Genomic DNA, 14434 nt, shown 5'->3' with positions numbered 1-14434 from the left:
CGTATTCTGAATATGATTAGTTGGTTACCCATTCTCATATAAACTAGGTAATACTGTGGCAAGCTTGGAAGACTTTATAGGTAATACACCGCTGGTAAAATTACAGCAGATCACAGAAGGTGTTGATGCGGAAATTTGGGTAAAGCTGGAAGGTAATAATCCAGCAGGTTCTGTAAAAGACCGGGCTGCACTTTCAATGATCCAGCAGGCAGAATTGCGTGGAGAAATTACACCCGGTGATGTTCTGATTGAAGCAACGAGCGGGAATACTGGTATTGCACTGGCTATGATTGCGGCAGTAAAGGGGTATCGTTTAAAACTTCTGATGCCTGAAAATATGAGTCTTGAACGACAAACATCAATGCGGGCTTATGGCGCGGAATTAATTTTGGTGAGTAAAGAGTTGGGAATGGAAGGTGCGCGAGATTTGGCACAAGAAATGGAGAAAAAGGGAGAAGGAAAGGTTCTCGATCAGTTTAATAACACAGATAACTCACTGGCACATTTTAAAACCACTGGCCCGGAAATTTGGCAACAGACACAAGGCCGGGTGACACATTTTGTTTCCAGTATGGGAACAACCGGCACGATTACAGGTGTGAGTCGCTACTTGAAATCTCAATCAGACAAAGTGCAAATCACAGGATTACAACCCGCAGAAAATAGCCATATCCCCGGTATCCGTCGTTGGTCTCCGGCTTATATGCCAGGTATTTACCAGAAAGAATTGGTGGATCAGATTTTGGATATCACTCAGTTGGAAGCTGAAACGACAATGCGTTTACTGGCACAGAAAGAAGGTATTTTCTGTGGTGTCAGCTCTGGTGGCGCAGTTTCTGGGGCACTTCGCATTGCGGCTGAAAACCCTGACGCCGTTATTGTGGCAATTATTTGTGATCGCGGTGATAGATATTTGTCTACAGGGGTATTCAATTAAGCGTTTTTCGTTGGTGGGAATTTCTACATTTGGTAAGTGGGAATTGGTTTCTCCCGATGCGAATAACTGACGGATGTTTATCCGAATAACTGAGTCCTGCTTCAAGGGATTTTTTCCCTTTGTCATCATGCTGTATGCTGGAATCCATTGAGATTAGCATAAAAAATCGCCTCTGTATTATCAGGTTAAATGAGTAAAGTACCTGACAAAACAGTGGCGATTCACGAACCATCCAAAAACTAAGATGTCCGGTTATTTTTTGATGCGCATGATGACTGATTCACCAACGACAACTGATCCACTGACCTTAGATAACTCTTTAATTTCGTCCATGTTGGAAATAACAACAGGAGTTAAGGTTGATTTGGCTCTTTCTTCCAGAAATGCCAAATCAAACTCTAGAACCAAATCGCCTTTCTGTACTCGTTGACCTTCTTCAGCAATACGCTTAAAACCTTCGCCTTTTAGTTCAACAGTATCAATACCAAAATGTACGAATAGCTCAATGCCACTATCAGACTCGATAGAAAAAGCATGATTAGTTTCGAAGATCTTACCAATGGTGCCATCAACAGGAGCAACAATTTTATTGCCGGTTGGTTTAATGGCGATGCCATCACCCACAATTTTTTCGGCAAAAACAACATCCGGAACATCTTCGATATTGACTATCTCACCTGACAATGGGGCGATAATTTCAATACTGCCGCTGTTTTTTTTATCGTCTGAAACCAGAGATTTCAATTTATCAAGCAGACCCATGAATCTTCTCCTAATTGTTTTAATGGGACCATGTTCTGGCTAATGTGTTTAGCAGAGTGTTTTTTCTCTGGTAAAAGTGTCAACCAAATCCATCAATTCCTGTGCTGTTGGCTGAACTAAAGCTTGTTCTGCCAGTGCCTTAGCCTCATCGTAATTGGTATTACGGATGATCTTTTTAATGCGTGGAATTGATATCGCACTCATGCTGAATTCATCCAAACCCATGCCCAAAAGCAACAGTGTGGCGCGCTCGTCACCGGCAAGTTCTCCGCACATCCCAGTCCATTTACCTTCTGCGTGTGAGGCATCAATAACCTGCTTGATTAGGTTCAACACTGCTGGCGACATTGGGTTGTAAAGATGAGAAATCAGCTCATTACCACGGTCTACCGCAAGAGTATACTGAGTTAGATCGTTCGTCCCAATACTAAAAAAGTCAACTTCTTTTGCAAGATGATGAGCAATGGTTGCAGCAGCAGGTGTTTCCACCATGATACCCACTTCAATCGATTCATCATATGCCTTGTTTTCATCGCGTAATTGCTCTTTGAGCAATGTTAACTCAGCTTTCAAGTCCCGAATCTCTTCGACTGAAATGATCATCGGGAACATAATGCGAAGTTTACCAAATGCAGAAGCTCTCAGAATAGCACGTAATTGAGAATGTAAGATCTCTTTACGATCAAGGCAAATACGGATTGCTCGCCAGCCAAGGAATGGATTTTCTTCTTTTGGCAGATTCATGTAAGGCAGATCTTTATCGCCACCGATGTCCATCGTGCGAATAATGATGGCTTGATTGCCAACTGCTTCCGCCACCGCTTTATAAGCTTCAAATTGTTCGTTTTCCGTTGGCAGGGCATCGCGATCCATAAACAGGAATTCGGTACGATATAAACCGACACCTTCAGCGCCATTGCGCTCAGCTCCCATGACATCACGAACCGTACCAATGTTGGCACATACTTCAACTTGATGCCCATCCAAGGTGATGGCAGGTAAATCTTTCAGTTTTGCCAGCTCGGCTTTTTCTGTCAGGTATTCGCTTTTTGCAGTTTTCAGTTGCTCAATTTCGGCATCAGATGGGTTCACATAAATTTGGTTGTTAACCGCATCAAGAATTAGATAACTGCCATTTTTGATTTGTTTGGTTGCGTTGGTTGTCCCAACAATGGCTGGTAATTCCAAAGAGCGAGCCATGATGGAGGTGTGGGAAGTGCGGCCGCCCAGATCAGTAATGAAACCGAGTACTTTATCCAGATTGAGTTGCGCGGTTTCTGATGGTGTTAAGTCACTGGCAACCAGAATCACTTCTTCTTCAATCGAACCTAAGTCGATAATTGGCATATCCAGAATATTTTTCAGCAAACGCTTACCGATATCACGAACATCGGCCGCACGTTCTTTCAAATATTCATCATCCAGTTCTTCCAGCGCCTTAGCCTGATCTTCAATGACGGAATAAACAGCAGCATCTGCGGTTGCCAGGTTTTTCTTAATAAGAGTAACAATTTCCTGCTCTAACTCTTCATCTTCCAGCAACATAATATGGCCTTCGAAGATCTCGGCCTTTTCTGCACCCAAGTTTTTTTCGGCTGTTTCTCTGATTATTTCTAGCTGTGCGGAAGATTTGTCGCGGCCTTGTTTAAAGAGGGAAATTTCTTGTTCGACTTGTTCAGGGATAATTTTTTTATGGTTGATAATGATCGGATCTTCTTTCAGCAATAATGCCTTACCGAAAGCAATGCCTGGTGATACTAAGATGCCTGAAATCATACTATATGACCTTACTGCGGATGATTACCTTTCATTGAGCCTTCAGGGGGGAGGCTCTAAATATCCCCGGATTTTATCAATCCGGGGATAAACTGAATGAAATAAATTGGTTTGATAAGTGGACGATTATTCCAATTCACCCATCAACTTAACTAAATGTGCAACAGCTTGTTGCGCATCATCGCCTTCAGCAGCAATCGTTACAATTGTACCTTGAGTCAATCCCAGTGTTTGTAGTTTAAATAAGCTTTTTGCGCTGGCAGACTTGCCTCCAGAAGTTAGGGTGATGTCAGAAGAAAAGCCTTTTGCTTCTTTGACGAACTGTGCAGCAGGGCGAGTGTGGAGGCCGTTTGGTGCAGTAATAGTAACTTCTTGCTGGAACATAGTATTTCCTCAATAACTTAAATATTCGTTGATAAGCTAAGAGAATTCTAAAGCTAGTGTAGTTGAATTCCCTTAGACTTGTACAACCGTTAAATTGATAATGAAATAAGGTGCATACCTTTCATCTTTCAAATTGTGGTTCGATTGAATACAACTTGAAATTTATCGAATGTATATTAATCATTATCAAAAAATTAACACACTTGATGCATCCAATTGTTGAGTTGGTGTTAATACACGCTATTCGAGTCATAGCGGAATTGAATAATCTTTTAGCTGTCGGCTTGGCGATTAATTTCGTGCATCAAAATAATTACTGGTTAAATACTAAAGCTACTTGAATAAATCATCTAGGAAAGCTTTAAAGTTTGATCTGATGCACAAAAAAGCACCCTTAAGGTGCCTTTTTGTCAATGTAATGGAAAATATTACTGTGTGATTTTCAATCATTAGATAAATCAGCAAACAATACCGTACTCAGATAACGTTCAGCCGAAGAAGGTAAAATCACCACAATATTTTTGTCTTTGTATTCATCTTCTTGTGATAATTTGATTGCTGCTGCAACAGCGGCGCCAGAAGAAATACCAGCAAGAATACCTTCTTTTTCAGTAACTTCGCGTGCTATCTGAATAGCTTCTTCATTGCTGATTTTAAAAACACGGTCAACTAATGTTAAATCTAAGTTATCAGGGATGAAACCAGCGCCGATCCCCTGAATTTTATGTGGGCCCGGTTTAAGTTCTTCACCGGCCAATTTCTGACTGATAACAGGTGAATCTTCTGGTTCTACCGCGACGATGATCACGGGTTTGCCACGAGTGTTTTTCAGGTAACGAGCAACTCCGGTGATAGTACCGCCAGTTCCTACACCCGCAACAAAAACATCTACATTACCGTCGGTATCTTCCCAAATTTCAGGGCCAGTGGTTTTTTCGTGGATTTCTGGATTGGCTGGATTACTGAATTGTTGCAGGAGTATATAACGGTTGGGATCGCTGTCATGGATTTCGTTGGCTTTTTCAATGGCACCTTTCATGCCTTTTGCACCTTCGGTCAGCACCAGTTTGGCTCCCAATGCTTTCAAGAGCTTACGGCGCTCAAGGCTCATCGTTTCGGGCATGGTCAATGTCAGCTTATAACCACGAGCTGCTGCAACATAGGCAAGTGCAATCCCAGTGTTGCCACTGGTCGGTTCAATAAGTTCTTTATCTTTGGTCAAAATACCGCGTTTCTCAGCATCCCAAATCATATTGGCACCAATACGACATTTTACACTGAAACTGGGATTACGAGATTCTACCTTCGCCAAGATGCGGCCATTAGTGAAATTTTTTAGACGTACCAGCGGAGTGTGACCAATAGTTAACGAATTATCTTCATAAATTTTGCTCATTATTCGATTGCCCCTAAAATACCGTTAGATACAGATTAACCATACGCTAACATCTTATTTATGGAAATAAAGTTTCAATCTATTCTTATTATATAAAAGAATATTAGATAGCTATTTTATGTTATTTAGGTTATTTATGATTTGTATAACTAATTGTAGTGTTTTTGTAGCATTTTGTGGCTAAAAATAGCGATTTCTGCGGAAGTGGAAGAAAATGAAACGATGATGAAAATTATGATAAACAACCCTGACATAGTAAGAATTGTCAGGGTGTTTTGTAGTTAACAGGCTGAATTAACTTAGTTTTACGGCCTATGATTCAGGGCGTGCTGAGCGCGGTAACGATCAACCCACATAGCAGTAGCACCACAGACGGCGACTGGCATAATAAATAAATTCACGATAGGGATCATGGTCAGTACGCTTACCGCCGCGCCAAATTGGAGATTGTCAATTTTGTCTTGCCGCAGCGCGTTGCGCATGGTGGAAAAACTAACTTTATGGTTATCAAATGGATAATCACAATATTGGATCGTCAGCATCCACGCACTAAAAATAAACCAAAGGATGGGCGCGACGGTTTGACCGATCCCTGGAATAAAGTAAAGCAACAATAGAACAACCGCACGGGGAATATAGTAAAGAATTTTTACTACTTCACATTTTAGAATGCGAGGGGTGTCTTTAAGTAAATCGATAACACCAGTATCTGGTGCAGGTATGCCTGTCAGGTTTGCTTCCAGTTTTTCTGCCAGTAATCCATTGAATGGTGAGGCGATAAAATTAGCCAGTGTGCTGAAGAAATAAGTAAAAACCAATAAGATGGAAATAACGGCAAGCGGCCAAATCAAATAACTTAACCATTGCATCCAGTCTGGTATTTTATCGAGAACCCATTGTACCCAGCCGCCTAGTTTATGATATAGCCACCAAAATGAACCACCTAACAATAAGATATTGGCCAGTAAAGGTAATAAAACGAATCTCTTAATGCCAGGACGGGTTATCAGTTGCCAACCTTGTGCAATATAATGAAATCCACTCAGACGTTTTGGCAATTTTGTCGAATTCGTCATATTTTCTTATTCTCTCCTAGATGATTGAGACGGTATGATATAGGCAGGATTTTCTACTGACCAGTAGTTTTGTGTGTAAAAAACATCCGAAAAAACAGCGGATATATCTCTTTATGGTAAGAAAAGTATGTAGAGACTTGCACTTGTCTTATTTGACAAATACTCTTATCTAAAGAATATTCCGCCGTAGTGGCACTTACTTTAAACAACAGACTTTAAACAACAGAGATAGCAATGATGCAGGATTTGCGTCTGATATTAATCGTTGTTGGTGCGATAGCCATAATAGCTTTGCTATTACATGGGTTGTGGACCAGCCGTAAAGAGCGTTCATCACTCTTTCGTGATCGCCCAGTTAAACGTCATAAACAGGAGCGCCAGGAAGAGCTGGAAGATAATGATGGCAATGAACTGTTTGATAATTCGCCGAAATCACATGCTCAGGAGTCGGTAAAACCGCACACTGAACATCGTGCTGAGCCTGTTATTGAACGTCGTGAGCCTGAGTCATCAGCAGCAATGCCTGATGATGGTTCCGATCCTTTACTTGCAAGGCATCATCCTGATGTATCAGCAGCAAAAGAGATGGTTGCTGATAGACAACAGGAAGAGCCGCAACTTGGGTTGTTTGATCCGGTTGAACAAAAAGTTGCAGGAGCAGCGGAACCGATAGCCGGGATTGTTGAAGGGCAGCCAAAGCTACCTGAAAGTGAAGGGGCGGTTGAATCCGGGCAAACCAAGAAAGAGACTGTGCTGGTATTGCATGTTGCTGCGCATCATGGGCAAGAACTGAACGGTGAAGTGCTATTTCAAAGCATTTTGCAGGCAGGCTTCCGGTTTGGTGACATGAATATCTTCCATCGTCATTTGAACCCATCGGGCAGTGGTGCTGTATTGTTCAGTTTGGCTAATATGGTAAAACCCGGTTCGTTTGATCCCGATCGAATGACAGATTTTACTACTCCCGGGATTTCCATGTTTATGCTTGTGCCTTCATATGGTGATTCCAATCAGAATTTTAAACTGATGTTACAGGCAGCACAGCGTATAGCTGCGGATGTGGGGGGCGTGGTTCTGGATAGTGAACGTAAGATGCTGACACCACAGATGATTGAGCTCTATAAAACGCGTATCCGTAACACGCTTAATGCCGGTGAATAATTCCTTCTTTTTTAGTATCAAGCCCCCGCTAGTCGGGGGTTTTTCATCTCTGGTGAGAAGTCATGGAAAATATTATTGGAAAAATCAACAAACTAAGAACAACATTGCGTCATCATGAATATTTGTATCATGTCATGGATGCGCCAGAGATCCCAGATGCAGAATATGATCGTTTAATGCGGGAATTAAAAGCGCTGGAAGAACAGCATCCAGAGCTGATTACAGCAGACTCCCCCACCCAACGCGTTGGTGCAGCCCCATTAACGGCATTTGAGCAGGTGCGTCATGAAATACCTATGTTGTCTTTGGATAACGTATTTGATGAAGAGAGTTATCTGGCGTTTGACAAACGTGTTCGCGATCGCCTGAAAGATAGCCGGGATTTGGTATTTTGCTGTGAACTGAAACTTGATGGTTTGGCCGTTAGTTTACTGTATGAAAACGGGGAATTGGTTCAGGCGGCAACTCGTGGAGATGGCACAACGGGAGAGAACATCACTGCGAATGTTCGTACTATTCATGCCATTCCTTTGCGCCTGAAAGGGGAAAATATTCCTGCCCGTGTTGAAATCCGTGGTGAAGTATTCATCAAGCAGGCAGGGTTCGAAAAACTCAACGAAGAAGCACGTCGCATAGGAAATAAAGTATTCGCCAATCCCCGCAACGCAGCGGCCGGATCTTTACGCCAGCTTGATCCGAGAATTACCGCCAAACGCCCGCTCACTTTCTATTGTTATGGTATCGGGGTACTGGAGGGTGGGAAATTGCCAACAAGCCATTATGAACGTTTGATGCAGTTCAAAAATTGGGGATTGCCCGTTAGTGACAAAATAAAATTATGTCAGGGCACTCAGCAGGTGATGGATTTTTACCATAGCATTGAAAAACAGCGCCCGGCGTTGGGTTTTGATATTGATGGTGTTGTCGTTAAAGTTGATTCCCTTGAGTTACAGGAAACGTTGGGATTTGTGGCCAGAGCGCCACGTTGGGCGACAGCCTTTAAATTTCCGGCTCAAGAACAGATGACTATTGTACGTGGCGTTGAGTTTCAGGTAGGGCGCACAGGGGCAATTACACCAGTTGCCCGTTTGGAGCCTGTATTAGTGGCTGGTGTGACAGTCAGTAATGCGACATTGCACAATGCGGATGAAATTGAACGTTTGGGTCTGCGTATTGGCGATACTGTGGTGATTCGCCGGGCCGGAGATGTTATCCCACAAGTTGTCGGTGTTGTGCATGAGAACAGGTCAACAGAAAGTCAGGAAGTCATCTTCCCGGAACATTGTCCAGTTTGTGGTTCAGATATCGAACGAGTTAAAGGTGAGGCAGTAGCTCGTTGTACCGGGGGCTTGTTCTGTGGAGCTCAACGCAAAGAAGCGTTGAAACATTTTGTTTCCCGTCGGGCCATGGATGTAGATGGCATGGGTGAAAAAATCATTGAGCAGCTCGTAGATAAAGAGTATGTCAAAACACCGGCTGATCTTTTCCGTTTGACTGCCGGCACGCTCACTGGTCTTGAACGCATGGGGCCTAAGTCTGCGCAAAATGTGATTAATGCCTTGGAAAAATCCAAAAAAACCACCTTTGCCCGCTTTATTTATTCTTTGGGCATTCGTGAAGTTGGTGAAGCAACGGCTGCTAATCTCGTTTCGCACTTTGGCACATTGGAAAAACTGTGTGCAGCAGATACCGAGGCACTTATTGCGGTTCAGGATGTCGGAGGTGTTGTTGCCAGCCATGTCGTGAATTTCTTCGGCGAAGAGCACAATCAGATTGTCATTGATGATTTGGTCAATAATATCGGTATCCATTGGGAATCGGCTGAAAGCCCGCGTTTAGATGAAGTTGACAGCCCATTTGCCGGTAAGACTGTTGTATTGACTGGCTCATTAAGCCGTCTATCTAGAGATGAAGCCAAAGATAAGTTGGTAGCTTTAGGTGCAAAAGTAGCCGGTAGTGTTTCTAAGAAGACCGATCTGGTTATTGCCGGTGAAGCGGCGGGCTCTAAATTAGTTAAAGCTAATGAGTTGGGAATTCCTGTTATTGATGAAAAGGAAATGCTTCGTTTATTGAGTGAATAATATACTTTTCACTCAAAAGTATGACTGAGAAAGTGTGATCGGGTTGGCTAAATAGGAATTTGTAGCCGTTTAGATAGTAAATTAATGTGATAATCAGCATAATTTACTATTATGCGTTGCATAAAATACAGTGATAAATTTGCGCAGCATCATGTTTGGAGTTCTTTTTATGTCTCATATTTTTCATTTTTGTCTCGCATTGGTTGTGATTGGCGGCCTAGCTATTTTGGCGAGTAACAATCGGAAGGATATTCGGATTCGTTATATTATTCAGTTGCTTATCATCGAACTTTTCCTTGCTTGGTTCTTCTTGAACTCTAATGCAGGTTTGGGAATTGTTAAGGGATTTGATAACTTATTCGTCCATTTATTGTCTTATGCAGCAAAAGGTACCAGCTTTGTTTTCGGGGGCATGATAGAAGCGAATCTGGCGTTCTTCTTCCTGAATGTATTGTGCCCTATCATTTTCATCTCTGCCCTGATTGGTATTTTGCAACACATCAAAGTGCTGCCGATTATCATTCGTGCGATAGGTACAGTACTGTCTAAAGTCAACGGCATGGGCAAACTGGAATCTTTTAATGCGGTTAGCTCATTGATTCTGGGACAATCAGAGAACTTCATTGCTTACAAAGATGTGCTGGGCAAAATGTCTGAGCGCAGGATGTATACAATGGCAGCGACGGCTATGTCGACAGTATCCATGTCTATCGTTGGCGCTTATATGACGATGTTGGATGCAAAATACGTTGTAGCAGCCCTGATCCTCAATATGTTTAGTACCTTCATCATCTTGTCGCTCATTAACCCTTACTCTATTGAGAGTGAAGAAGAAATCCACATGAGCAACCTCCACGAGGGGCAAAGTTTCTTTGAAATGCTAGGCGAATATATTCTGGCAGGTTTCAAAGTTGCTTTGATTGTCTCTGCGATGCTGATCGGTTTTATCGCCCTGATTGCGGGTATCAATGCAATTTTCCACTTAGCATTTGGTATTACTTTCCAGGAGTGTTTGGGGTATGTGTTCTATCCACTGGCATGGATCATTGGCATCCCAAGCGATGAAGCATTGAAAGTGGGCAGTATCATGGCGACTAAGCTGGTTTCTAACGAGTTTGTTGCGATGCAGAGTTTGCAAGAAATCGCGGCCCAATTGAGTGAGCGCTCAAAAGGTATTCTGTCCGTATTTTTGGTTTCCTTTGCTAACTTCTCATCCATTGGGATTGTTGCTGGTGCCATTAAGGGACTAAATGAAAAACAAGGTAATACTGTTGCACGTTTTGGCCTGAAATTACTGTTCGGTTCAACGTTGGTAAGTTTTCTATCTGCGGCAATTACTGGGCTGATTTTAAGTATCTAATCAATTCGATAGCTGAATTTGATAAAACTCATTGAAAGTGGCGTCTTGGCAGATGCCACTTTTTTTATGTAGAGTTCTTTTTGACAGCAAGAAAACGAGGCCGACATCATGGACAAAGAAGATCTGTTGGAGATAGCCAATACAGCTATGCCATTTGGCAAATACAAGGGGAGAATGCTGATTGATTTGCCAGAGGAGTATTTACTTTGGTTTGCCAGAAAAGGGGAATTTCCGCAGGGAAAACTGGGCGCATTAATGGAAATGACCCTTGCGATAAAGATCGAAGGTTTGGATTCGCTGGTAAAACCGTTGAAAAAATCCTAATCGTTAAAGAACCCCTTCATTTTTTAGCAAAAACTTCTGCACTCGTTATTATTAAGGAGTGATATGAGCCTCTTCATTACTTATTGCATCGCATTAATATCTCACGTGATTAGCTGAAATTAATTATCTGGTTTTGCCATATTTAATGGATCAAACGTTATTTACGCGGGGAATCATAATGAATTATTTTGACGGAAAAATTGCAATTGTAACAGGGGCGACAACGGGCGTAGGGGAAGGTATTGCTGAGGAATTATTCCATCGGGGAGCGACGGTGATTATTACCGGACGTCAATTTTCCCGCGCCAGACAGACAGCACAGCGGATAGATCCGACAGGGCACTATGTTATCCCAATGGAAGCGGATGTCAGGGATCATCTTTCAATCAAGGCGTTGATTGATAATACCGTAGAACAGTTCAGTGGGTTGCATATGCTGGTTAATAATGCTGGCATTACAGGGCCACATGGCATCAATATTTGTAATTATTCCATTGATGACTGGAATGATGTGATTAACACCAATCTCAGCGGAACCTTTTTCGGACTGAAATATGGTATTCCGGCCATTATCCAAAGTGGGGGAGGGGCTATTGTTAACCTTTCTTCATCCAATGGCATTGTAGGTATTCCCGGCATAGCGCCTTACACGACCACTAAACATGGTGTACTTGGCTTAACACGTTCGGCTGCTTTGGAATTTGCAGATAAAGGTGTCCGAATCAATGCGGTTGGTCCGGGTTATGTTAATACGCCGCATATGCAAACGTTACCCGCAGAAGTCAGGGAATGGATGGCAAGTACCCATCCGATGAAGCGTATGGCAACCAGAGAAGAAGTGGCGAAAACGGTAGCGTTCCTGCTGTCAGACGAAAGTTCATTTACGACCGGAGCTTTTTACGCAATTGATGGTGGTTATACAGCCCAGTAAATTCAAAGAGAGAAGCTATTTTCACTCACTCCAGAAGCATAGATAACTCTATGTTTATAACTACGGTGGCTGGGGTGAATGTAAGTGTAGCCAACAAAGTGGTAACTTGAAAGACGACAGGTATATTGATTGTAATTTGTTCTTTTAAAGATATGAACGAGCATACATAAGAAAAATCCCTGAAAACGCAAGTTTTCAGGGATTCAGAATTTTGGTGGAGCTAAGCGGGATCGAACCGCTGACCTCTTGCATGCCATGCAAGCGCTCTCCCAGCTGAGCTATAGCCCCACAAATGTGGTTCAGGTTTTTGAATACCAAATACTGATGACTGGATTTACCAATATTAGTCGTATTTGGTGGAGCTAAGCGGGATCGAACCGCTGACCTCTTGCATGCCATGCAAGCGCTCTCCCAGCTGAGCTATAGCCCCAAATCAAAATCCTGTAGAACGGGGCGAATCATATGAAACCCAGAGAATTCTGTCAATGGATTCATTAGTCTTCTCTGTGTAAGCGCTGAAAAAGCCATCAATAATCAATCTCGTGAACAAAAAATAAAGGCACTCAATTCATTGCAGTGCCTTTATTATTCATGTCATCTTGTTATGCAGTAAAGCCAAATGACAATTTATTGCGCTTCACGCTGGGCAATATAAGCCAGAGCTTTATCAATACGAGACAGTGAACGAGCTTGGTTGATAGCATGAATCGTCACATCAACACTGGGTGATTGGCCTGCACCTGTTACCGCAACACGTAGTGGCATACCCACTTTACCCATACCCACTTCCAATTCGTCAGCCGTCGCCTGAATAGCGTGATGGATATTTTCTGGCGTCCACTCCGTGATAGCTGCCAGTTTCGCTCGAGCGACTTCTAATGGCTGACGAGCAACAGGACGCAAATGTTTCTTCGCTGCATCCGCATCAAACTCGGCAAACTCTTCATAGAAGTAACGGCTGGACTCTGCCATCTCTTTCAGTGTCTTGCAGCGTTCACCCAGCAGTTTGATCAAATCAGCCAGTTCCGGGCCAGTACGAGTATCAATACCTTGTTGTTCAATATGCCATGCTAAATGTACTGCAACTTTTTCTGCTGGCAGGGTATTGATGTAATGATGGTTCAACCATTGCAATTTTTCAGTATTGAATGCACTGGCGGATTTGTTGATGGCATCAAGGCTAAACAGTTCAGTCATTTCTTCAGCGCTGAAAATTTCCTGATCGCCATGTGACCAGCCCAGACGAACCAGATAGTTCAGCAGGGCTTCCGGGAGATAACCATCATCGCGGTATTGCATTACGCTGACTGCTCCGTGGCGTTTGGACAGCTTTTTGCCATCATCACCGAGGATCATAGAAACGTGGGCATATTCTGGAACTGGTGCGCCAAGCGCTTTCAGAATATTAATCTGGCGCGGAGTATTGTTGATATGGTCTTCACCACGAATAACATGGGTAATTTCCATATCCCAGTCATCAATCACAACGCAGAAGTTATAAGTTGGTGAGCCATCGGTACGGCGAATGATCAAATCATCCAGTTCTTGATTGCTGAATTCAATCGGGCCACGGATGCTGTCATCAAAAATAACGGAACCTTCTTGTGGATTGCGGAAACGTACAACATGGGGTTCATCGTGATTGTGCTGACATTCACTATCACGACAACGGCCGTCATAACGGGGTTTCTCGCCATTTGCCATCTGAGTTTCACGCAATTGCTCTAAATGCTCTTTAGAACAATAGCAGCGGTAAGCTGTACCTTGATCCAGCATTTCATCAATAACTTGGTTATAGCGGTCAAAACGTTTGGTCTGATAATAAGGGCCTTCATCCCAATTCAGGTTTAACCAGTTCATCCCGTCCATAATTGCATCAATGGCTTCTTGAGTGGAACGCTCCAGATCGGTGTCTTCAATGCGAAGAACAAATTCACCTTTATTGTGGCGACTGTATAACCAGGAATAAAGAGCAGTACGCGCACCACCAACATGAAGATAGCCAGTAGGACTCGGTGCAAAACGGGTTTTAATTTTACTCATCGGGAATTGCCTTAATTACATTTCTCTTTTTTAGAGAGCGTGTTGGATGATTGGAGTAACAATAATAGGGGTTATTTTATCACTGCACTTCAATTCCTCAATGGCGTTGATAGTACGTTATTGATAAAAGCTGAGACATATCGTCCGAATGATAACCATGAGTGATTATAATTGTTTCATTCTGTTTAATTTTACAACGAACG

12 protein-coding genes and 2 tRNA genes are annotated in these 14434 nt (G+C 42.8%); 6 read left to right on the top strand and 8 right to left on the bottom strand.

Annotated elements, in window-relative coordinates:
* The first annotated feature begins 55 nt into the window (after window positions 1-55).
* A complete protein-coding gene (cysM, locus tag Xenpb_RS05645) occupies window positions 56-937 on the top strand; it encodes a cysteine synthase CysM (RefSeq protein ID WP_187653449.1) in 882 nt (293 codons plus the stop codon).
* 252 nt (window positions 938-1189) lie between these two features.
* Here cysM and crr read toward each other — a convergent pair whose 3' ends face one another.
* The 5 genes from crr to cysZ form a co-directional block, all read right to left on the bottom strand.
* Window positions 1190-1699 carry a PTS glucose transporter subunit IIA gene (crr, locus tag Xenpb_RS05640; protein WP_187653448.1) on the bottom strand — a complete coding sequence of 170 codons (510 nt, stop codon included), beginning with the start codon at window positions 1697-1699 and terminating at the stop codon, window positions 1190-1192.
* A gap of 48 nt (window positions 1700-1747) precedes the next feature.
* Window positions 1748-3475, bottom strand: coding sequence for a phosphoenolpyruvate-protein phosphotransferase PtsI (gene ptsI, locus Xenpb_RS05635; RefSeq protein WP_187653447.1), 1728 nt, complete (start codon window positions 3473-3475; stop codon window positions 1748-1750).
* A gap of 126 nt (window positions 3476-3601) precedes the next feature.
* Window positions 3602-3859 carry a phosphocarrier protein Hpr gene (gene ptsH / locus Xenpb_RS05630; protein ID WP_099115731.1) on the bottom strand — a complete coding sequence of 86 codons (258 nt, stop codon included), beginning with the start codon at window positions 3857-3859 and terminating at the stop codon, window positions 3602-3604.
* Between the two features lie 442 nt (window positions 3860-4301).
* Window positions 4302-5255, bottom strand: a complete 954-nt coding sequence (cysK, locus tag Xenpb_RS05625) for a cysteine synthase A (protein ID WP_187653446.1) — start codon at window positions 5253-5255, stop codon at window positions 4302-4304.
* A gap of 305 nt (window positions 5256-5560) precedes the next feature.
* Window positions 5561-6331, bottom strand: a complete 771-nt coding sequence (gene cysZ / locus Xenpb_RS05620) for a sulfate transporter CysZ (protein ID WP_187653445.1) — start codon at window positions 6329-6331, stop codon at window positions 5561-5563.
* A gap of 234 nt (window positions 6332-6565) precedes the next feature.
* Between cysZ and zipA the strand changes: the two genes are divergently transcribed.
* From zipA to Xenpb_RS05595, 5 genes are all read left to right on the top strand, one after another.
* Window positions 6566-7492: a cell division protein ZipA gene (gene zipA, locus Xenpb_RS05615; RefSeq protein WP_187653444.1), complete on the top strand. Its 927-nt coding sequence runs from the start codon at window positions 6566-6568 to the stop codon at window positions 7490-7492.
* 62 nt (window positions 7493-7554) lie between these two features.
* Window positions 7555-9573 (top strand): NAD-dependent DNA ligase LigA, encoded by a 2019-nt coding sequence (ligA, locus tag Xenpb_RS05610; protein WP_187653443.1) that lies wholly within the window; start codon window positions 7555-7557, stop codon window positions 9571-9573.
* 169 nt (window positions 9574-9742) lie between these two features.
* Entirely contained in the window at window positions 9743-10933 is a 1191-nt protein-coding gene (locus Xenpb_RS05605; RefSeq protein ID WP_187653442.1) for a NupC/NupG family nucleoside CNT transporter, read from the top strand.
* 108 nt (window positions 10934-11041) lie between these two features.
* Entirely contained in the window at window positions 11042-11257 is a 216-nt protein-coding gene (locus Xenpb_RS05600) for a DUF3820 family protein (RefSeq protein ID WP_187653441.1), read from the top strand.
* Window positions 11258-11435: 178 nt separating this feature from the next.
* Window positions 11436-12188 (top strand): SDR family NAD(P)-dependent oxidoreductase, encoded by a 753-nt coding sequence (locus Xenpb_RS05595; protein WP_187653440.1) that lies wholly within the window; start codon window positions 11436-11438, stop codon window positions 12186-12188.
* Between the two features lie 212 nt (window positions 12189-12400).
* Here the strand turns inward: Xenpb_RS05595 and Xenpb_RS05590 are convergent.
* From Xenpb_RS05590 to gltX, 3 genes are all read right to left on the bottom strand, one after another.
* A tRNA-Ala gene (locus Xenpb_RS05590) sits at window positions 12401-12476 on the bottom strand.
* A gap of 66 nt (window positions 12477-12542) precedes the next feature.
* A tRNA-Ala gene (locus Xenpb_RS05585) sits at window positions 12543-12618 on the bottom strand.
* Between the two features lie 197 nt (window positions 12619-12815).
* The gene (gltX, locus tag Xenpb_RS05580; protein ID WP_187653439.1) at window positions 12816-14231 is read right to left on the bottom strand and encodes a glutamate--tRNA ligase; all 1416 of its coding nucleotides are present in this window, start codon (window positions 14229-14231) and stop codon (window positions 12816-12818) included.
* Window positions 14232-14434 lie beyond the last annotated feature (203 nt).

Source organism: Xenorhabdus sp. PB62.4, from assembly GCF_014467285.1.
Classification (GTDB): domain Bacteria; phylum Pseudomonadota; class Gammaproteobacteria; order Enterobacterales; family Enterobacteriaceae; genus Xenorhabdus.
This window is presented reverse-complemented; position numbering and strand designations above follow the sequence as displayed.